Origin of the sequence: Anaerozeibacter quisquiliarum (assembly GCF_051162045.1) — a bacterium.
In the GTDB taxonomy this organism is placed as follows: domain Bacteria; phylum Bacillota; class Clostridia; order Christensenellales; family Aristaeellaceae; genus Anaerozeibacter; species Anaerozeibacter quisquiliarum.
On record NZ_JBISDI010000013.1, the window covers coordinates 70,093 to 90,190 of the forward strand.

Here is a 20,098-nt window from a genome sequence, read left to right on the forward strand (position 1 = left end):
CCCGTACCGCGTCCCCTCAGGTCAGCGCGTTCTCCATCGCCCGGCCGGCGAAGAAATCGAGCAGATTGTCCCGCGTCGTCTCGGCGATCTGCCCGAGTGCCTCCTCGGTCAGGAATGCCTGGTGCGAGGTAATCAGCACATTGGGCAGGGTGAGCAGCAGCGACAGCACTGCGTCGGTCAGCACCTCACCCGAAAAATCCTCGAAAAAGTAGCCCTCTTCTTCCTCGTATACGTCGAGCGCCGCGCCGCCCAGCCGCCCCTTGCGCAGCGCCTCGAGCAGCGCGCGGCTGTCGATGAGCGCGCCGCGCGAGGTGTTGATGAGCAGCGCGCCCGGCTTCATCTTTTTGAGCGCTTCGCGCCCGATGATGCGGCGGGTGTCCGCGGTCAGCGGGCAGTGCAGCGACAGCACATCGCTTAGGGCCAGCAGCTCGTCGAGCGGCACGTAGTGAAGCCCCAGCGCCTCATCCGGGCGCGGGTCGCAGACCAGCACGTTCATGTTCAGCCCCCGGGCGATCGCGGCGAACACCTGCCCGATCCGGCCGGCGCCCAGCACGCCGCAGGTCTTGCCGTTGAGGTCAAACCCGGTCAGGCCGTGGAGGCTGAAGTTGTGCTCGCGCGTACGGTTGTAGGCGCGGTGCACCCGGCGGTTGAGCGTCATCAGCAGCGCCAGCGCGTGCTCGGCCACCGCGTAAGGCGAGTAGCCAGGCACGCGCGCCACCGAGATCCTGCCCCGGGCGGCGGCCAGGTCGACGTTGTTGAACCCGGCGCAGCGAAGCGCCACCAGCCTGACGCCCAGCTCGGCCAGCGTCTTGAGCACCGGCGCGCCCAGGTCGTCGTTGACGAACGCGCATACGGCGTCCAGCCCGCGGGCCAGCGGCGCAGTGTCGCGGCCCAGCCGGTATTCGTGGTAGCGAAAATCGATCTGCGTCCCGCGCACCCGGTCGAGCGAAGCCACGTCGTAGGGCTTGGCGTCAAAAACCCCCACCTTAATCATCGAAAACCTCCCGCGCGGCGATGCCGCGCGGGAGCAGTTTGCCCCGATGCGCCAAAATTGATAAATTTCCGCCGTCGGCAGCCGGGATTTGTTGTGTAAAGGGATCGCCGTCCATTGTTAAGAGCGCGCTTGACAGCGTGGGGCACGCGCCCTATAATGAATTTATCTGCGTTTTACAGATGACGACTCCGCGCAAAGACACGGAGCCTATTTTTGTTGGGGGGGGACGCCGCACGAGCGCGCCGGCGTCCGGCTGGAAGGAGGCATTCATGGGCGTAAGGCGCATCATCGGCGCGTCGATGGGCAACTGCGTGCACGTCGCGGGGGTACAGCATTTTCTGGATTTGGCCGAGCGGCAGGGCTGGGAGACCCTGTTCCTCGGGCCGGCGGTGCCGGTGGAAAAAGTGCTCGAAGCGGTGGCGGAAGCGCGGCCCGACGTGGTGGCGCTCGGCTACCGGCTGACGGCCGCCAATGTGATCCCGCTCATCGAGCGGCTGATGCGGGGCGCGCAGTCGCTTACGTTCCGGCCGCACTGGCTGTTCGGGGGCACGCGCCCGGTCGCCGAGGCGGTGCGGGCGCTGGGCTTCTTCGACACCGTCTACGACGGCAGCGAGGATGTGGACGACGCGATCGCGTTTTTGCGCGGCGAGGCGCGCGCGCAGGGCGTCGAACGCCCGGCCCAAGGGCTGATCGCGCGCATCGGGCAGAAATCGCCCTACCCGCTGCTGCGGCACCACTTCGGGCTGCCCTCCCCGGCCGATACCGAGCGGGGCATCGCCGCGATCGCCGAGGCGCACGTGCTCGACGTCATCTCGCTCGGTATCGACCAGAACACACAGCAGCACTTCTTCCACCCCGAGCGGCGCGACCCCAAGATGGACGGCGCGGGTGGGGTGCCGGTCCACAATGCCGAGGCGTTCCGGCGGCTCAAGCGCGCGTCCGAGCGGGGCAATTGCCCGCTGATGCGCTGCTACTGCGGCACGGCGGACGTGCTGCGCTTTGGCGAGATGCTGCTCGAGACGATCGACAACGCCTGGTGCGCGACGCCGCTGTGCTGGTTTAACGAACTGGACGGGCGGGGCGAGCGCACGGTCGCCGAGACGGTGTCGGACGCGCACGCGCTGATCCGGCTGCACGACAAACGGGGCGTGCCGGTCGAGCTCAACGAACCGCATCACTGGGGGTTGCGCGACGCGCACGACGTGATCTCGGTCGCGATGGCCTACCTATCGGCCTACAACGCCAGGGCGTGCGGCCTCACCGACTACGTGGCGCAGTATATGTTCAACATCCCGGGCGCGCTTAGGTTCTCGATGGACCTGGCGAAGGTGCTGGCGCAGATCGAGCTGGCCGAGTCGCTGGCGAGTCCCACGTTCCGGCTGTACCGCCAGACGCGCGCGGGGCTGCCGTTTCTGCGCAGCGACCTGGACGCGGCGAAGGGGCAGCTGGCGGCGTCCACGATGCTGCAAATGACCGTAAAGCCCCACATCATCCACGTGGTCGGCTATTCGGAGGCCGAGCACGCGGCCACGAGCGATGTGGTGATCGAGAGCTGCAAGATAACGCGCGGGGTGATCCGCTCGGTGCTGGACGGCGCGGCCGACATGGGGAGCGATCCGAAGGTGCAGGCGCGCAAGCAGGAACTCATAAGTGAGGCGCGCGTACTGCTTGACTTCATCGAATCGACTTACCGCGCGACCAGCCCGGACCCGCTCGCAGACCCGGCGGTGATTGAGGACGCCATCCGGCGCGGCATCCTGGACGCACCGCACATCCTCAAGAACGACCGGTTCCGCGGTACGCTCAAGACGCGCATCGCGGACGGTAGGTGCGTGGCCTGGGACGCGGACGCCGGCCGGCCCATGAACGAAGCCGAGCGGCTTGAGCGGCTCGCGGCGCGAAAGGGGGCCGTATGACCGACACAAAGGTGGCGGTAATCAGCACCGGCAACGGCGGGCAGACGATGGCGGCCTACCTGGCGCTCAAGGGCTATCGGGTGTCGCTGTACGCCCGCGAGCAGGAGCGCGTGGACATGTTCCCATCCGCGCGGTTCGCGCTGACGGGCGCGGTGCGCGGCGAGGCCGAGCTCGACCTGATTAGCTGCGACATGGGCGCGGTGGTGAAAGACGCCGCGCTGGTGCTGGTGACCACGCCCGCGCAGTACCATCCGATCGTGGCACGCGCGATGGCGCCGCACCTCGCGGACGGGCAGATCGTGTCGCTCAATCCGGGCCGTACGCTGGGCACCTACGTGTTCGACAAGGTGCTGCGCGAGTGCGGCTGCGCGGCCGACATCACGCTGTGCGAGCTGGAGACCTTCCTGTTCACCTGCCGCTGCGTCGTGCCGGGCCGGCCTATCCTGTACGCCGAGAAGCGCCGCGTGCAGCTGGCCGCGCACGATCCGTCGCGCACGGCCGAGGCGACCGCGCGCATAAAGGCGCTGTTCCCCGAGGTGATCGCGGCGCAAAGCGTGTTCGACACGGGGTTTTCCAACGTCGGCATGGTGTTCCACCCGCTGCCGATCCTGATGAACATCACGCGCGTGGAGGCCAAGGAGGGCTTTCACTTCTACACCGAGGGCATATCGCCGCTGGTCGCCAACATCCTCACGCGGTTGGACGCCGAGCGGGTGCAGGTGGCGCGCGCCGCGGGCGCGCGGGTGCTCGGCGCGATGGATTGGCTGAAACTGCATTACGGCTCGAAGGGAGACGACCTGTACAGCTGCATCCAATCGACCGCGGCCTACCGCGACGTGCTGGCCCCGACCGACATCGACACGCGCTACATCTACGAGGACATCCTGACCGGCTGCGTGCCGGTCAGCTGCGTCGGCAAGGCGCTGGGTGTAAAGGCGCCGATCATCGATTCGGTGATCCAGTGGGCGAGCTGCGTCTACAACTACGACTTCTACGCGCAAGGCCGAAACGAGCGGCTGCTCGACATCGGCAAATTGCTTTCCGACGTGCGGGGCGTCACTCGATGACCATTAAATCGCGGCTCAACTCGTTCAGCACCTCGCACCCGTCCTCGGTGACCGCGACCAGGTCCTCGATGCGCACGCCGAATTTGCCGGGCAGGTAGATGCCGGGCTCGATCGAGAACACCATGCCCGGCTGGGCGACGTATTCGCTCGAGGCGCTGACGTCGGGCGGCTCGTGCACCGCCAAGCCGACGCCGTGCCCGGTGCGGTGCAAAAACGCGGGGCCGTAACCGGCGTCCTCGATCACCGCGCGCGCGGCCCGGTCGATGTCCTTGAGCGGAACGCCCGGCTTGACCGCCGCCTTCGCGGCCGCGTTCGCGCGCCGGACCAGCTCGTACACCCGGCGCTGCTCGTCGGTGGGTGTGCCGAAAAACACCGTGCGCGTCATGTCGCTCATGGCGTGGTCCACGTCGATCCCGAGGTCGAGGATGACCGCGTCGCCCCTGTTGAGCCGCGTGCCGTCCGAGCTGTGGTGCGGCTCGGCGCAGTTTGCGCCGAAGCACACGAGCGGCGTAAAGCTTACGCCCTGCGCGCCCAGCCGCACGCCCTCGTCGGCGAAGCGCCGGCCCACGGAAAGCTCGCTGTCGCCCGAGGCGAGCGAACGCGCCACCGCCGCCACGGCCTGATCGTTTGCGCGCGAGGCGGCGCGCAGCCGCGCAAGCTCCTCTTCGTCCTTGAGCATGCGCGCCTCGTCGACCGGCTTCGAGCCGACGGCCAGCCGCACATCGCTTTGCAGCTCCATCAGCCGGATCGCGAAGTGGCTGGGCCACAGCTTGTCGACGCCCACGCAACCGGGCGCGAGGTCGCCCGCCAGCAGCCGGAGCGCGTCGTCGCGGTCGTCAAATTCGACGAGCGCAAGCCCCTGCTGCGCCCCCAGCGCGAACATGCGGTTGACGTACAGCGCGCACGCGCCGCTCCGGTCGACCTTGAGCGCGAACAGCCGCTCGCCGGGGTTTACCCACAGCCCCGTCAGGTAGTAGACCGAATCGGTCGCCGTGACGAGCAGTTGATCGAGCCCCATCCGCTCCATGCCCCGCAGCACGCGCTCCAGCCGGTTTTGCTTCATTGTGCCTCTCCCTTTCCGCATCTGAGCACCCAGTAACCCTTGCCGCGGGCGATCCGCTGTACATCGCCCGACAGCCGCTCCAAAAATTTCCCCGCCGAGGGCGCGCCCTGCTGCTTGCGGATGACGATGTACAGCGCGCCGCCCGGATTCAGGCGGCCGTACGCCTCTTCGAACAGCCGGTAGATCAGATGCTTGCCCGCGCGGATCGGCGGGTTGGTGACGATGGCGTCGAACGCGCCCTCGACCCGCTCAAGGCCGTCGCTCACCACGGCCTCGGCGTTTGCGATGCCGTTCGCCAGCAGGTTTTTCCGGCACAGCGCCACCGCGCGCTCGTTGACATCCGACAGGATGAAGCGCGCGAGCGGATTGGCCGCGGCCAGCGCCATGCCCATCGCGCCCCAGCCGCAGCCGAGGTCGAGCACCCGGCCGGTGAATTTCGGCAGCGACTCGAGCAGCAGCGCGCTGCCCTCGTCGAGCCCCTGCTTCGAGAAGACGCCCGCGTCGGTGTAGGCGTCAAACGTCCGCCCCAGCGCCTGGTAACTATGCAGCCGCTCGTCGCTGCGCGCGGACGGGTTGGGGGTGAAATAGTGATCGTTCACGATGGTTCCTCCAGCCGCGTAATGGCGTACAGCAGCGCCGCTTCCCCGCCCGTCAGCGCCCGAACCGCGCCGGGCGCGAGCGCTGCGTCGAGCGCAACCCCGCCCAGGCTTGCGCGGTTAAGCGCGATCACCTCGCGCCCGAGCGCCGCGAACATGCGCTTGACCTGGTGGTACTTGCCCTCGGTCACCGTCAGTTCGCCGAGGTCGGATTCGATGATGCGCAGCCGCGCCGGCTGCGCGGTGAAATCCTTGAGTTTTATGCCCTCGGCCATGGCGCGCACATGCGCCTCGTCGAGCGCGCCGTCTACGCGCGCCAAATACACCTTCTCGACGGTAAAGCGCGGCGAGATCAGCCGATGCGCCAGTTGGCCGTCGGTGGTAAACAGCAAAAGCCCCGTCGTATCCCGGTCGAGCCGCCCCACGGCGCACAGCCCCGGAAGATGGCGCTCGCGCGCGTCCAGCAAATCAAACACCGTGCGGTGGCGCGCGTCGGAACCGGCGGTTATCACGCCCGGGGGCTTGTTCATCATCAGATGCACATGCCCCGGCTGCCCGATGACCACGCCGTCCAGCGCAACGCGCGCGCCCTCCGGCACCTTGGCTGCGGCATCCGCCTCCACCCGCCCGTCGATCGCGGCCCGCCCGCGCGCAATCGCCGAGCGCGCCTCGCTCCGGCTAAACCCCGCCGCGCCCAGGTACTTGTCCAGCCGCGTCAAATACCCATCTCCGCCTTGACCTCGGCGAAGCACCGGACGGCAAAATCGAGGTCCTCGCGCGTATGAGCGGCGCTGACCTGGGTGCGGATGCGCGCCTTACCCTCGGGCACGACCGGGTAGCTGAAGCTGACCACATAGACGCCCTTGGCAAGCATACGCGCCGCCATCTCGTGGGCTACGCGCGCGTCGCCCAGCATGATCGGCACGATCGGGTGCGTGCCCTCGGGCACGGTGAAGCCCAGCCGCGCGAGCGCCTCGCGGAAGTGGCGCGTGTTGTCCTCCAGCCGATCCCTGAGCGCCGTGCTTTCTTCGAGCATGTCGAGTACCCTGGCCGTCGCGGCGCAGATCGCGGGCGCGACCGTATTGGAGAACAGATAGGGACGCGAGCGCTGACGCAGCAGGTCGACGATCTGCTGGCGCGCCGCGGTGTAGCCGCCCGACGCGCCGCCCAGCGCCTTGCCGAAGGTGCCGGTCAGGATGTCCACCCGACCGATTACGCCCGCGTACTCGGGCGTGCCGCGCCCATGCTCGCCCATGAACCCGACCGCGTGGCTGTCGTCCACCATGACCAGCGCGCCGAACTCGTCCGCCAGGTCGCAGATCGCCGCGAGGTTCGCGATGAACCCGTCCATCGAAAACACGCCGTCGGTCGCGATCAGCTTGATGCGCGCGTCGCCCGCTTCTTCGAGCTTCGCTCGCAGATCCCGCATGTCGTTATTGCGGTAGCGCAGCCGCCGGGCCTTGCACAGCCGGATCCCGTCGATGATCGAGGCGTGGTTGAGCTCGTCCGAGATCACCGCGTCGGTAGGGTCCAGCAGCGTCTCGAACAGCCCGCCGTTGGCGTCGAAGCAGCTCGAATACAGGATGGCGTCGTCCATCTTCAAAAAGCGCGCCAATTGCCCCTCCAGCTGCTTGTGCAGCTGCTGTGTGCCGCAGATGAACCGCACGCTCGACAGCCCGAAGCCCCATTGATCGTAGCTCGCCTTCGCCGCCTCGATCAGCGCCGGGTGGTCGGACAGGCCCAGGTAGTTGTTGGCGCACAGGTTGAGCACGCCGCGCGCCTCGGTGGTGTCGATCCGCGCGCGCTGAGGCGTCACGATGATCCGCTCGTCCTTGGCCGTGCCCGCCGCGCGAATGGCCGCGAGCTGCGCTTCAAAATAGGTCAGCGCCTGCTTCATTGTTCCTTCCTCCAGTCCAGCACGACCTTGCCGCTCCGGCCGCTGTTCATGACCTCGAAACCCTTCTCAAACTCGGTGTAGGGCAGCCGGTGGGTCACAAGCGGCATCAGATCCAGCCCACCCTCGACCATCGCGACCATCTTGTACCAGGTCTCGTACATCTTGCGCCCGTACACGCCGGTCAGCGTCAGGCCCTTGAGCACCACCTCGTTCCAGTCGATCGCGGCGGCGCTCTTGAACAGGCCCAGCATCGCGATCTTGCCACCGTTGCGCATGTGCGACAAAATCTGAGTAAGCGCCGCATCGCTGCCCGACATCTCGAGCGCCACATCGAAGCCCTCGACCATGTGGTTCTCGCGCATCACCGCGGCCAAGTCGTCCCGGGCCACGTTCACCCCGAACAGCCCCATGCTGCGCGCCAGGTCCAGCCGATATTCATTGATGTCGGTGATGATGACCTGCCGCGCGCCGTTCTTCTTGCAGATCGCGCCCGCCATGATGCCGATCGGGCCCGCGCCGGTGACCAGCACGTCCTCGCCCACCACGTCGAACTGCAGCGCAGTGTGGGTGGCGTTGCCGTAGGCGTCGAAGAAGGCCACCAGGTCCTCGGGCAGCGCCTCACTCAGCGGCACCACATTGCTGGCGGGCAGGCACAGGTACTCGGCGAACGCGCCGTCCCGCCCGACGCCCACGCCCAGCGTGTGCGAGCACCACTGCGCGTTGCCGCCGCGGCAGTTGCGGCAATGGCCGCACACCAGGTGCCCCTCGCCGCTCACGCGCTGGCCTACTCTAAGGCCCTCTACCTCCTCGCCGAGCTCGGCGATCTCGCCCACGTATTCATGCCCGATCGTAAGCGGCGGCGCGATGTGCTGCCGACCCCAGGCGTCCCAGTTGTAGATGTGCAGATCGGTGCCGCAAATCGCGGTCTTATGGATCTTGATCTGCACCTCGTTGTGCCGCGGCTGCGGAATCGGTACCCGAGAAAGCGTGAGCCCCACGCCCGCGCGCGCCTTGACGAGCGCGTCCATCATGCCTGTCATAGCCGTCCCTCCATGTCAGATGGGTTGATTCGGACGCATCGATTATAACACAACGCGGCCGATCATGAAAGCGGAGAGAGGAGATTTTCAACGAAAGGATCGGTCTTGGTGGGATTGGCAGATTTGGATGACCGATGGGTCTTTCGTCGGAAGAGGATTGATAAAGCCGGCGAAATCCGGGCATTTTATATGTGAGATGCAAATCTCGGATTACACCCTCAGAGAAGGTAGCCGATTCTATTTGGTGAAAGGAGCAGTGACCATGGCCAATGTGAAATTTACCACATCAGCGATAGCCGAGACCCCCACAAGAACACTTGTAACCGCGCGGCAGTTCAAGATCGTCGTCGATGAGCCAAAAGGGCTGGGCGGTTCTGATAACGGCCCCAATCCAGTCGAGTATGTACTGGCTTCCGTTTCAGGATGTCTGAACGTGGTCGGACATGTCGTAGCGTCCGAGATGGGATTTGAGTTGAAAGGGCTCGCCATTGAAGCCGAAGGTGTCCTTGACCCCGCGCGGTTCCAGGGAACATCGTACAACGAACGCGCCGGCTACAAGGAGATTCATATCAAGCTTAAGCCTGAAGCGAATGTTGACAAACAGACGCTCGAGAAGTGGAGGGCGACCATCAGTGACCGCTGCCCTGTGAGCGACAACTTGAGCAACGTCACTCCGGTCTCGATCACCCTCGCGTAGTTCCTTTGAGGCGGCTTGTAAGGCGGCTGAGCGTTAGTCGGATCGGTTAATCAGCCCGCCGCCGCCGGATGCGGAACTTCATCAAAGAGGCTGCGAAAGGCGGCCTCTTCGCATTGCGCAAGCAGAGCATGCCTCCCTCGCCGCCAAGCGGCTTACGGGCTTCGCCCTCAAGAATCCCTTCGGCGAACGCGTACGGCGGGTTACGGCGCGACCATGCTTAGCGAGATGCGCCCCTTCTTCTCGTCCACCTCGATCACCCATACCCGGGCCACGTCGCCCACCTTGACCACCTCCGAGGGGTGGCGCACGAAGCGGTTCGCCAGCCGCGATACGTGTACCAGCCCGTCCTGGTGCACACCGATGTCCACGAACGCGCCGAAATCGGCCACGTTGCGCACCGTGCCCGTCAGCTCCATCCCCGGCTTCAAATCCTTTATATCCAGCACGTCCTTGCGCAGCAGCGGCTCCGGCAGATCGTCGCGCGGGTCGCGCCCCGGCTGCATGAGCTCGCGCAGGATGTCCTTAAGCGTCGGCTCGCCCACGCCGATCTCCCCGGCCAGCGCGCCCAACCCCGCCGCCTGAGCCTGCTCGCCCAGCCCCGAAAGCGTATCCCGGCCCAGCTCCTTCACGCCGTGCCCCAGCCGCCTCAGCAGCGCTTCCGCGGCCGCGTAGGATTCCGGGTGCACCGCCGTCCGGTCGAGCGGCTGCTTCGAGAGCGCCAAGCGCAGAAACCCCGCGCACTGCTCGAACGCGCGCGGACCGAGTTTGGGTACCTTCTTCAATTCCGCGCGGCTCTTGATGCCGTGCTCCTCGCGGTAGGCCACGATGTTCTTCGCAAGATGCGGCCCGATGCCCGCCACGTGCGCGAGCAGCGCCGCCGACGCGGTGGACAGCTCCACGCCGACCGAGTTGACGCAGCCCTCGACCACACCGCTGAGCGCCGCGTCCAGCGCCGCGCCCTTCAAATCGTGCTGGTACTGGCCCACGCCGATCGACTTGGGGTCGATCTTGACCAGCTCAGCCAGCGGATCCTGCATGCGCCGCGCGATCGACACCGCGCTGCGCAGCGACACGTCGTAATCCGGGAACTCCTCGGCCGCCAGCTTCGACGCCGAATACACCGACGCGCCCGCCTCGCTCACGATCATGTAGCTGACGCCGGGCGTATCCTTTATCAGCCGCGCGATGAAGGCCTCGGCCTCGCGCGAGGCGGTGCCGTTGCCGATCGCGACCGCGGTCACGCCGTAGCGCTCGATCAGAGCGCGCACCAGTTGCTCGGCCTCCGCGATCAGCCGGGTCTGGCCGGGGATCGTGAAGTGGCCGACGCCGGTCGCGAGCAGCTTGCCGCCCGGATCGACCACCGCCAGCTTGCAGCCGGTCCTAAACCCCGGATCGACGCCCAGCGTCACCCGGCCCTTGACCGGCGGCTGCATCAGCAACTGGCGCAGATTGTCGCGGAACACGCGGATCGCCGCATCCTCCGCGCGCTCGGTCAGTTCCCCGCGCATCTCGCGCTCGAGCGACGGCTCGATCAGCCGCGCCCACGCGTCCTCGCAGGCCAGCCTCACCTGCGCGCCGGCGGGCGTGTCCGCGCGCACGAACGCCCGAATCAGCGCGTCCGTCGCCCGCCGCTCATCCACCGCGACCGATACCTTCAAAAATCCCTCGCGCTCGCCGCGGTTGACCGCCAGCACCCGGTGGCCGGGCATGCGCGATAGCGGCTCCTCGTGCGCGTAATAGAGCCGGTACACGCTGTCCTCGTCGCCCGTCTTTTCCGAGACCAGCCGGCCCGTGGCGCGCGCAAGATTGCGCAGCCGCGCGCGAGACGCGGCGTCGTCGCTGATCGTCTCGGCCAGGATGTCGCGCGCGCCCGCCAGCGCGCTCTGCGCGTCGGGCACTTCTTTCTCGGGATCGACGAAGCCCTGCGCCAGCGCCTCGGGCGCGCCGTCGCTTGGATCCTGCAGCATCAGCCGGAGCGCCAGCGGCTCGAGCCCGCGCTCGCGCGCGATCGTGGCGCGCGTGCGGCGCTTGGGCCGGAACGGGCGGTAGATGTCCTCGAGCTCGGAAAGTGTTCCCGCGCGCCCAAGGTCCGCCGTCAGTTCCTCGGTCAGCACGCCCTGCCCGGTAAGCGCCGCCTCGATCTCGCCCCGGCGCTTGTCCAGCGAGCGCAAATAGGCGAGCCGTTCGCCCAGTTCCCGCAGCACTTGGTCGTCCAGGCCCCCGGTCGCTTCCTTGCGGTAACGCGCGATGAACGGGATGGTATTGCCCGCGTCGATCAGCTCGACGGTCCTTTGTACCTGCGCCTCGCCGATCGAAAACGCGCGGGCCAGCGATTGCGTGATGTTCATAGATGCGTCCTTTCGTCAATTGTTTGCGGCGCATGTCGACCGCTCCTATTGTCAGCGCTAAACGGGAAATTATCAGCTTCATGCCATGCCCCTTGGTTACATAGGAGAAAGCCAAATCGCATGAAGCATTTATTTGTAATGACCAATTAACTCCGCTTGTTGGAGTATGTGCCCATCCATTGCTTTAAGCAGAGCGCGCTTTTTCGAAGTGCTTGGCAGATCCAACACACAATCCATTGTAAACACATGAAACCGATATCTGTGCGACCAGCCAAACGGTGGCTTTGGCCCCCTGTACCGGTGCTTGCCATACCCTCGTCCCTGTACGGCGCCTGACAACGTTTCAACCGTTTTACCGTGCGGTATACGTGCCGGTATTATGGGCATGACAGGGATGTTCCATATAATCCAGTGATTGTACGCGGGCACGGGATGCCCCATATCGTCCATGATGATGGCGATGGACTTTGCGCGTTCGTCTATATTGGTCAAGCGCAATTCAGGCGATATATCCTCGCCGTATCCCGTATATTCCTTGGGTATCAGGCCTTCGTTTTCAAAGGCCGGAGTTTTCACAACGAGCTCGTTCATGTTGTTCGCCCCTTTATTTGGCAATCCGCCCGCCGGATTTCCATTTTCCGCATAGTATAGCACAAAAACACGAAGGCTTCTACAAAATAATTCCGCCCGCGCGATCCATACTAAAACAAATGCAAGGGGGGGCAGCACATGCGCATGTATCACGGCGGCGGGCAGGACGGACGGCGGGCGTCGTTTGAGGGCTGGTATTTCAAGCACCGGATCGGCGATCGGGTGCTGGCGGTGATCCCGGGATTGGCGTCGGACGGCGCGGGCGGGCGCAAGGCGTTCGTGCAGGTGATCTCGAACGAAGGCGCGGCGTTCCATGCGTTCCCTTGTAAGGCGTTTCACGCGCGGGCCGATCGGCTGTCGGTCGAGGTGGGGGCCAACCGGTTTGACGACCGGGGCGTGTCGCTCGCGCTGCCCGGCCTGCGCGCGGAGCTCACCTACGGGGCGATGACGAAGCTTTCCGGCGGCGACATCATGGGGCCGTTCCGCTTCGTGCCGTTCATGGAGTGCAATCACAGCGTGATCAGCCTGAAGCACCCGGTGGACGGTTATGTCGAGCTGGGCGGCGCGGTCCACCGTTTCGACGGCGGCAGCGGCTACCTCGAGATGGACTGGGGCCGCTCGTTCCCGCGCGACTGGACCTGGTTCGAATGCCACGACTTCGAGGGCCGGCCCGGCGACTCGCTGATGCTGGCGGTGGCCGAGATTCCGATGCTCGGGCTTCACTTCACCGGCATCATCGCCGTGTGCCGCGTGGACGGGCGTCAGCACCGCGTAGCCACCTACCGCGGCGCGCGCGTCCAGCGCAGCGTCGACATGCCCGGCCGCTGTGAGATCGCGCTGATCCAGGACGGCTACCGGCTAGAGCTTGCGGTCGACTACGACCGGGGCGGCGCGCTGCGCGCGCCGGTGCTCGGGCGCATGGACCGCACGATCACCGAATACCCAAGCTGCAGGGCGCATGCGCTGCTGAGTCTCGACGGTCGCACGCTGCTGGACGCGCCGGGCCGGTGCGCGGGGTTTGAGCGCGCACAATCTATATAACACGAATCGCCTTTCATCGGGGGATCAAATGCGCTATACTGTGGGGTGATTCAGCGATAAGGAGAACCAACACCCATGATTACCGTCGACAATGTCAGCCTGAGCTTCGGCGCGAGCCGGCTGTTTGCGGGCGCAGACTTGAGCTTCACCCAAGGCAACTGCTACGGCGTGATCGGTGCGAACGGCGCGGGCAAGTCCACGTTTTTGAGGCTGCTTTCGGGCGAGCTCGCCCCCACCACCGGCAGCATATACGTCAAGCAAAACGTGCGCATGTCGGTGCTCAAGCAGGATCAGAACAAATACGACGCCCTGACTGTGATGGACGCGGTGCTGATCGGCAACGCGCGCCTGTATGAAGTGATGCGCGAAAAGGACGCGTTGTATCAGAAGAGCGACTTTGACGAGGCCGACGGCGTGCGCGCGGCCGAGCTCGAGGGCGAGTTCGCCGAGATGAACGGTTGGGAGGCCGAGTCGGACGCGTCGAAGATGCTGCAGGGCTTGGGCATCCCGGTCGCGCTGCATCAGACCGATATGGCTGAGCTCGACGGCCGGCAGAAGGTCAAGGTGCTGCTTTTGCAGGCGCTGTTCGGGCATCCCGACATCATCCTGCTCGACGAGCCCACCAACAACCTCGACTATCCGTCGGTCACCTGGCTCGAGAACTTCCTGCTCGAGTATGACGGCACGGTGATTATCGTGTCGCACGACCGCTATTTCCTGAACACCGTCTGCACCCACATCGTGGACATCGACTTCGGCAAGGTGCGCATGTACGTGGGCAACTACGACTTCTGGTACGAGTCCAGCCGGCTGATGCAGCAGATGCTGCGCGACCAGAACCGCAAGGCCGAGGAAAAGGCCAAGGAGATGCAGGCCTTCATCGCGCGCTTCAGCGCCAACAAGTCAAAGGCGCGCCAGGCCACCTCGCGCCGCAAGCTCCTCGAAAACCTGACCTTCAACGAGCTCCCCGCCTCGTCCCGGCGCTACCCCTGGGTGGGCTTCAAGCCCGACCGCGAGGCCGGCAAGGACATCCTCAAGGTCGAGGGTCTGAGCAAGTCGGAAAACGGTGTGACGCTGCTGAACAACATCAGCTTCATCCTCGACAAGGGCGACAAGGTGGCCTTCGTGGGCGAGCACGAGCTGGCCCACACGGCGCTGTTCAAGATCCTGATGGAGGAGCTTAAGCCGGACGCCGGTTTTTTCAAGTGGGGCGTCAGCACCTCGCAGGCCTACCTGCCCAAGGACAACACCGCCTACTTCGAGGGGCTGGACGTGCCGCTGGTCGAGTGGCTGGCCCAGTATTCGACCGACCAGCACGAGAGCTATCTGCGCCAGTTCCTGGGGCGCATGCTGTTCTCGGGCGACGACGTGTTCAAGCCGGTGCACGTGCTCTCCGGCGGCGAGAAGGTGCGCTGCATGCTGTCGCGCATGATGCTGTCGGGCGCGAACGTGCTGCTGCTCGACCAGCCCACCAACCATTTGGATTTGGAATCCATCACCGCGCTCAACGACGGCCTGAACGACTTTCCCGGCACCGTGCTGTTCTCATCGCATGACCACCAATTGGTGGACACGGTCGCCAACCGCATCATGGAACTGACGCCGGACGGGCTGATCGACCGGCGCGGGAGCTTCGAAGAGTATTTGGCGAACCGCTGACGCAGCAGAAATTCCCTTCCTTGGAGGGGTGGCGCGAAGCGCCGGGGTGGCGAACCTGAGGGCAGGCCCCCTGACCTGCTACAGAGGCTGTCTCGGCTCCCTCCGGCGAGGGAGACAGGGGGCCCGCCCAAATCCCCTACCCCAGCATCTCCTTCACCTTCCGCGCGACGGCTTCGCCCAGCGCGCGGTGGGCTTCGGGGGTCAGGTGTACGCCGTCGGCTTCGGCCGAGGCGACGAACTCGCCCGCGTCCAGCCAATCGACGCCCGACTCCCGCGCCACGGCGCGGAAGTGCGGGGCCAGCCGGCGCGACTTTTCCCCGCCGCCGCTGAAGCTGCTGTCGGGCTCGATCGACCCGAGCGGCGGCGGACAGATCAGCAGCACCCGGGGCTGATTCCCAACAAAGACCCACGCCCGCGCGAGCGCCATCTCCGCGAGCACCTGCGCGCCGCCTGCGATGTCGCGCGCCGTCGCGCCAAAGCGCTGTTTCAGGTCGTTGGTGCCCAGCATGACGATCAAGAGGTCGAACGGCGCATGCGTCTCCAGCAGCGGCACGATGTGATCTCTACCGCGGCGGTACGGATCGATCGGGTCGTCCCACACCGTGGTGCGCCCGTTGAGCCCCTCGTTCAGCACGCAGTACCCATCGCCCAGCAGCGCGCCCAACACGCCCGTCCAGCGCACCGCGTCGTCGTACCGCCGGGGCGGCTCGCCCGGCGCGTTGTCCGGACGGTAGCCCCAGGTGTTGGAGTCGCCAAAAACCAAAATTCGCCGCATAAAATTCATCCTCCCGTTCCATCGCGCCTTATACCGATCTCAACCATTCCCGCATCCGCCGGCGGCGTCCTTTCCGCCCCGGCGTCGCCTGAAAGCCCCGGCGCAGCGCCGCTACGCCTGCGCCGTAAGGCTACGCCAGGGCAAAAAATTCACTTGCCTGATGAACGCATGAATGGTTTCGGTTGGTGTAAACCATGTCGGGCTTGACACGCGCCCCTACGCAAGGTTTGGCGTCCACATTGAATGCCCCCGCTCACGCCGCCGTCAGCAGAATGTCCGCATAGACGCCCTTTTGCTGCGCGCGGACGCGGCCCAGCTTCAGCAGCTCCAGCAGCGCCAGGAACACCGCGATGACCTCGCTCTTGCCGGGTACGCCCTCGAACAGCTGCGAGAAGCGCGTTTCGCCCTTGCGCAGCCGCGACCGGATGCGCACCATGCAGCTCTGCACGGTGTAACTGTCGCGCGCAATCTCGCGTCGGGGCGGCTCCGCCACCTCGCTCGTATCCTCAAGCCGCTTGAGCACTCGCGCGAACGCGCGCGCCAGCGCGTCGAGCGTCAGCCCCGTCAGCTCGAATGCGGGCGGCGGCAGCGGATATTCCTCGGGCAGCTTGGTCAAGAGCGCGCGCGCCTCGCCCTCGAGCGACTGCATCCGCTTGGACAGCTCCTTGAACGCCTTGTACTCGGTCAGCTGGCGGATCAGCGCCTGCTCGGGCGATTCCTCGCCCTCTTCGGGCTCGGCCCGCGGCGTCGGCAACAGCGCCCGCGACTTGATCTCGAGCAGCGTCGCCGCCATCTGCAAGAATTCGCTCGCCGCGTCCATATCCAGGTCGTCCACGCCCGTCATCGATTCCAGGTACTGCTCGGTGATCTGCGACACGAATATCTCCACGACGTCGATCTTCGCCCGCGTAATCAGCGTCAGCAGCAAATCGAGCGGCCCGTCAAATTGTTTGAGCGACACCACGTAGGACATGCCGTCCTCCTATACGATATGTAGCGCGCCGAACAGCGCGTGGGCGGTAACGGCCGCGCCGTCCAGGGCGTGGTTTACAACGAACGACAGAGCGCGGCTCAGTAAGCCCGTCCGGCTCAGCACCAGCAACAGCACCATGCCCAGCCCCGCCATCTGGCGCGAGGTGAACAGCGCCCGCTTGAATAGCAGGTCGTTCACCACGTGGTAGCCGTCCAGCGGCGGCACCGGCAGCAGGTTGAACGCCGCGAGCGAGATGTTGATTACCACGTAGTTCACCAGCATCTGGAACGCGTACCCCGCCGTGATGCCCATGACCGGCTCGATCAGGTAGGTGTGCATCCCGGGCGCGAACAGAAAAGCGTCGCGCGCCATGAGGCGAAAGTCCTCGCCGCCCACGGTCACCCTGTAGCCGCCGCCCGTCAAGGCCGGCAATTGGCGCAACGCCACCGCCACCACGGCGTACATCACGAGGCAGCCGACCACGAATTGCAAGAGGTTGGCCGTCACGCCCGCGATCGACACCAGCAGGTCGTCGCGGCGGTATTTGCGGAAATTGCGCGGGTTGACCGGCACCGGCTTGGCCCAGCCCACGCCGACGACCACCATCATCATGAGCCCGAACGGATCGAGGTGCTTGATCGGATTGACCGTCACCCGCCCCAGCATCCGGGCGGTCGGGTCGCCGCAGCGGTCGGCCACATAGGCGTGCGCCGCCTCGTGCAGCGAGATCGCCAGCAGGAACGCGGGCAGGCGGAGCAGCAGGTCGATCAGGAATGCCCGCGCATCAAAACCGCCCCCGAACAGGTCCCAAATCATGATGGCATTCTCTCTTTCTCAAACAGCGCGCGCGCCGCGCCCAGCAGCCCGGCGCTGTTGTGCAGCGCCGCGGTCTCCACCCGCACGCCCTCCATAAACGAGGGCAGCGCACGCGCGGTCAGCCGCGCATACACTCGTTCCGACAGATAGGCTCCCTGCGCCGACACCCCGCCGCCCAGCAAAATCACGTCGGGGTTGAAGCCGTGCACCAGGTTGGCAAGCCCCCTCGCCAAGTCGTCCACCCAATGGTCGAGCACGCGAAGCGCGTCCGCGTCGCCCGCGCGGCAGGCGTCGAACAACGCCCTGAGGTTGCCGTGCGCAGGATGCGTATCGGGCAGCGCGTGCGTGGCGCGCTCAAGCGCGCCCGCCGAGGCGTAGCGCTCAAAGCAGCCGATTTGCCCGCAGGGGCAGGGGTCGCCGCCCGGATAGAGCGTCATGTGGCCGAACTCGCCCGCCGAGCCCCGCGCGCCGGTGAACAGCCGACCGTCCATGATCGCCGCGCCGCCCACGCCGGTGCCCAGCGTCAGCATGATTAACGCGCGCGCCCCGCGCCCCGCGCCCAACCACTGCTCGCCCAGCGCCGCCGCGTTCACGTCGTTTTCCACGTGACACCTTAGGCCGGTCGCCTCGCCTAGCGCCTCGCCCAGGTTCAGGCCGCTCAGGCCCGGTATGTTGCTGGCAAAGCTGACGGTCGCGTGGTCGAGCAGCACCTGCCCGGCGGTGGACACCGCCACGCCCCGAATGCTTGCGTCCTGCGCGCGCAATTCATTCACCCGCTCGGCCATCCGCCGAACCAAGGCCTCGCCGCCTTCGTGGGCGCGGGTCGGAAAGCTGCCCTCTTGCGAAAGCGCGCCCGAAGAATCCACCACCGCATACTTGACGTCCGTCCCGCCCACGTCCAACGCAACCACCGATCCCATGCGCAACCCTCCCCAATATACCCCTTCATTATAACACATGAGCCCCTCCCGTGCGAGCATTTCAAAGTTAACCGTAACTCGGCCGGATCGAGTGTTTGACTGCGTCCAAAAGGTCAGATGACCATATCTGCCGGATCAGATAAAATTAACCTGCATTCCCCGCCGATCCAGCGATTCCTCCTTGACACGAGAGGGCGGGCGCGATATAATACATAGGCGCTAAGCGATGTGTGCCTGTAGCTCAGCTGGATAGAGTGTTTGGCTACGAACCAAAAGGTCGGGGGTTCGAATCCCTCCAGGCACGCCAGAAGATTAGGTCAAAATAGATACAGGGCTGAAAAAGCCAGTGTTTATGCGGCCTGACGAGGGTTTTGAATGAAAAAATCAAGACCCTCGTTTTTCATAGATGCACCCTGCTTTTTAACAAGAAAGCGGGGTGTTTCTTGTTTTTGACCGGAATCAGTCCGGTAAACAATTTCATAAAGCCAATACGCTACAGGGCAATTTTGAAGCGGCTGTGTTCTTCGTAACTGAAAAACACAGCCGCTTTTTTTGCGCCCAAAATCAAAAAGAAAGGATGAATGCACCATGAAAAACGAACTGAAAACCCTGCGGTTGTTCAGCCCTCTCTTCCCGCACATCTACAGGAGAAACGAATGGGGCGATTATGAAAACGAGTCGGAGGATCTGGATGCTTCCGAGCTTTTAGAATACGAAGATGTCATTCTTGACCGTATCGAAAAAGAAAAGCTGCCCGATGAGGGTGAGCGTGGTCTCGCCGTTTACCTCAATGATGATCTCAGTCAGAAGGTACACAGCATCAATCCTACCGTAGAGGAATGGAACGGCGAGCTGTGGGGCGTGACCGAGGTGCAAACTCATGGCACGCTTTCCCCCTCTGAGCTTGCGGAGCTTACCGAATGGCTCTCTTCTCAATTTAGTGATGGCTGGGGCGAGGGGATGGAGCAGCGGGAAATCAAGGTGGATGACGGTGAACTGTATCTTAGCTTTTGGGATAGCAGTGACCGCTTCTTTATCAAGCCGGAGGATGAGCTGAAAGGCAGCCAATCCTTCGGCTTTGGCATGACGATGGGAGGAATGAGGTAATGCCAAATCATGTAACCAACATTTTAAGAGTATCCGGCGATCAGGAACAGATAAGGGCAATGTTTGAGGCCATCAAGGATGATAAGATCGGCCTCGGCAGCATTGACTTCAACAAGGTCATTCCGATGCCTGAGCATATCTTTCGTGGAAATCTCGGTATGGCCGAGCGTGAAAAGTACGGAAAAGACAACTGGTACGACTGGTCGATTTCCAATTGGGGAACCAAATGGAACAGCTACGGCTACGATCCTGTCTATACCCCAAAGGAATTTGACGGGGAGCATATCAAATTTCAGACCGCATGGAGCTATCCCGATCCGCTCATTGTGGCACTGTCAAAACAATATCCTAATCTCCAATTTGAAGTCATATGGGCAGACGAGGACTTCGGGTACAACACAGGGAAAAAGGAATACGAAAACGGCGAGGAAACATTCTGTCATGTCCCTCCCGGTGGTTCCAAGGAAGCACTGGAGCTGGCCTCCGAGGTTCACGGCTTAAACCTCTCAGAGATTGGCTATTTGCTTAACGAGGAAACCGGCGAATACGAATTCTGTAATCCAGACGAGTCGATGTCACTGAAAATGTAGTGATCATC

Annotated in this window: 19 protein-coding genes and 1 tRNA gene; 8 read left to right on the forward strand and 12 right to left on the reverse strand. The window is 64.5% G+C overall.

Annotated features, from left to right (window positions below):
- Window positions 1–16 precede the first annotated feature (16 nt).
- Window positions 17–994: a 2-hydroxyacid dehydrogenase gene (locus tag ACH6CV_RS07695; protein ID WP_456357600.1), complete on the reverse strand. Its 978-nt coding sequence runs from the start codon at window positions 992–994 to the stop codon at window positions 17–19.
- 269 nt (window positions 995–1,263) lie between these two features.
- Here ACH6CV_RS07695 and ACH6CV_RS07700 point away from each other — a divergent pair, with 269 nt between their 5' ends.
- Window positions 1,264–2,910: a cobalamin B12-binding domain-containing protein gene (locus ACH6CV_RS07700; RefSeq protein ID WP_456357601.1), complete on the forward strand. Its 1,647-nt coding sequence runs from the start codon at window positions 1,264–1,266 to the stop codon at window positions 2,908–2,910.
- Window positions 2,907–3,977 (forward strand): NAD/NADP octopine/nopaline dehydrogenase family protein, encoded by a 1,071-nt coding sequence (locus ACH6CV_RS07705; protein ID WP_456357602.1) that lies wholly within the window; start codon window positions 2,907–2,909, stop codon window positions 3,975–3,977. Before ACH6CV_RS07700 ends, ACH6CV_RS07705 begins: the two co-directional genes overlap by 4 nt.
- On the opposite strand, the gene ACH6CV_RS07710 is transcribed toward ACH6CV_RS07705, so the two are convergent.
- The 5 genes from ACH6CV_RS07710 to tdh are packed head-to-tail and all read right to left on the reverse strand — an operon-like array spanning window position 3,967 to window position 8,561.
- On the reverse strand, window positions 3,967–5,040 hold the full coding sequence (locus ACH6CV_RS07710) for a M24 family metallopeptidase (RefSeq protein ID WP_456357603.1): 1,074 nt from the start codon (window positions 5,038–5,040) through the stop codon (window positions 3,967–3,969). The two genes, ACH6CV_RS07705 and ACH6CV_RS07710, sit on opposite strands and share 11 nt — an antisense overlap.
- Entirely contained in the window at window positions 5,037–5,639 is a 603-nt protein-coding gene (locus tag ACH6CV_RS07715) for a class I SAM-dependent methyltransferase (RefSeq protein ID WP_456357604.1), read from the reverse strand. Before ACH6CV_RS07715 ends, ACH6CV_RS07710 begins: the two co-directional genes overlap by 4 nt.
- Window positions 5,636–6,355 (reverse strand): pseudouridine synthase, encoded by a 720-nt coding sequence (locus ACH6CV_RS07720; RefSeq protein WP_456357605.1) that lies wholly within the window; start codon window positions 6,353–6,355, stop codon window positions 5,636–5,638. Before ACH6CV_RS07720 ends, ACH6CV_RS07715 begins: the two co-directional genes overlap by 4 nt.
- Window positions 6,352–7,533, reverse strand: coding sequence for a glycine C-acetyltransferase (locus ACH6CV_RS07725; RefSeq protein WP_456357606.1), 1,182 nt, complete (start codon window positions 7,531–7,533; stop codon window positions 6,352–6,354). Before ACH6CV_RS07725 ends, ACH6CV_RS07720 begins: the two co-directional genes overlap by 4 nt.
- Window positions 7,530–8,561: an L-threonine 3-dehydrogenase gene (gene tdh / locus ACH6CV_RS07730; RefSeq protein ID WP_456357626.1), complete on the reverse strand. Its 1,032-nt coding sequence runs from the start codon at window positions 8,559–8,561 to the stop codon at window positions 7,530–7,532. Before tdh ends, ACH6CV_RS07725 begins: the two co-directional genes overlap by 4 nt.
- A 274-nt stretch (window positions 8,562–8,835) precedes the next feature.
- Between tdh and ACH6CV_RS07735 the strand changes: the two genes are divergently transcribed.
- Window positions 8,836–9,270, forward strand: a complete 435-nt coding sequence (locus ACH6CV_RS07735; RefSeq protein WP_456357607.1) for an OsmC family protein — start codon at window positions 8,836–8,838, stop codon at window positions 9,268–9,270.
- A 200-nt stretch (window positions 9,271–9,470) separates the two neighbouring features.
- Here the strand turns inward: ACH6CV_RS07735 and ACH6CV_RS07740 are convergent, their stop codons facing one another.
- A complete protein-coding gene (locus ACH6CV_RS07740) occupies window positions 9,471–11,618 on the reverse strand; it encodes a Tex family protein (RefSeq protein ID WP_456357608.1) in 2,148 nt (715 codons plus the stop codon).
- A 129-nt stretch (window positions 11,619–11,747) separates the two neighbouring features.
- Complete coding sequence (locus ACH6CV_RS07745) at window positions 11,748–12,209, reverse strand: YbhB/YbcL family Raf kinase inhibitor-like protein (RefSeq protein ID WP_456357609.1); 462 nt, start codon at window positions 12,207–12,209, stop codon at window positions 11,748–11,750.
- A 138-nt stretch (window positions 12,210–12,347) separates the two neighbouring features.
- Between ACH6CV_RS07745 and ACH6CV_RS07750 the strand changes: the two genes are divergently transcribed.
- Window positions 12,348–13,250: a tocopherol cyclase family protein gene (locus ACH6CV_RS07750; protein ID WP_456357610.1), complete on the forward strand. Its 903-nt coding sequence runs from the start codon at window positions 12,348–12,350 to the stop codon at window positions 13,248–13,250.
- Between the two features lie 75 nt (window positions 13,251–13,325).
- Window positions 13,326–14,909, forward strand: coding sequence for an ABC-F family ATP-binding cassette domain-containing protein (locus tag ACH6CV_RS07755; protein ID WP_456357611.1), 1,584 nt, complete (start codon window positions 13,326–13,328; stop codon window positions 14,907–14,909).
- A 136-nt stretch (window positions 14,910–15,045) separates the two neighbouring features.
- Here ACH6CV_RS07755 and ACH6CV_RS07760 read toward each other — a convergent pair whose 3' ends face one another.
- The 4 genes from ACH6CV_RS07760 to ACH6CV_RS07775 form a co-directional block, all read right to left on the reverse strand.
- Window positions 15,046–15,684, reverse strand: coding sequence for an SGNH/GDSL hydrolase family protein (locus tag ACH6CV_RS07760; protein ID WP_456357612.1), 639 nt, complete (start codon window positions 15,682–15,684; stop codon window positions 15,046–15,048).
- A gap of 253 nt (window positions 15,685–15,937) precedes the next feature.
- Entirely contained in the window at window positions 15,938–16,657 is a 720-nt protein-coding gene (locus ACH6CV_RS07765) for a segregation and condensation protein A (protein WP_456357613.1), read from the reverse strand.
- Between the two features lie 9 nt (window positions 16,658–16,666).
- Entirely contained in the window at window positions 16,667–17,473 is an 807-nt protein-coding gene (locus tag ACH6CV_RS07770) for a site-2 protease family protein (protein WP_456357614.1), read from the reverse strand.
- Complete coding sequence (locus ACH6CV_RS07775; RefSeq protein WP_456357615.1) at window positions 17,470–18,393, reverse strand: ROK family protein; 924 nt, start codon at window positions 18,391–18,393, stop codon at window positions 17,470–17,472. The genes ACH6CV_RS07770 and ACH6CV_RS07775 overlap by 4 nt, the downstream gene beginning before the upstream one ends.
- Window positions 18,394–18,623: 230 nt before the next feature.
- On the opposite strand from ACH6CV_RS07775, the gene ACH6CV_RS07780 reads away from it, so the two are divergent.
- The 3 genes from ACH6CV_RS07780 (at window position 18,624) to ACH6CV_RS07790 (ending at window position 20,090) form a co-directional block, all read left to right on the forward strand.
- A tRNA-Arg gene (locus ACH6CV_RS07780) sits at window positions 18,624–18,700 on the forward strand.
- 281 nt (window positions 18,701–18,981) lie between these two features.
- Window positions 18,982–19,500: a hypothetical protein gene (locus ACH6CV_RS07785; RefSeq protein WP_013273712.1), complete on the forward strand. Its 519-nt coding sequence runs from the start codon at window positions 18,982–18,984 to the stop codon at window positions 19,498–19,500.
- A complete protein-coding gene (locus ACH6CV_RS07790) occupies window positions 19,500–20,090 on the forward strand; it encodes a DUF1281 family ferredoxin-like fold protein (protein WP_456357616.1) in 591 nt (196 codons plus the stop codon). Before ACH6CV_RS07785 ends, ACH6CV_RS07790 begins: the two co-directional genes overlap by 1 nt.
- The last annotated feature ends 8 nt before the right edge of the window (window positions 20,091–20,098 follow it).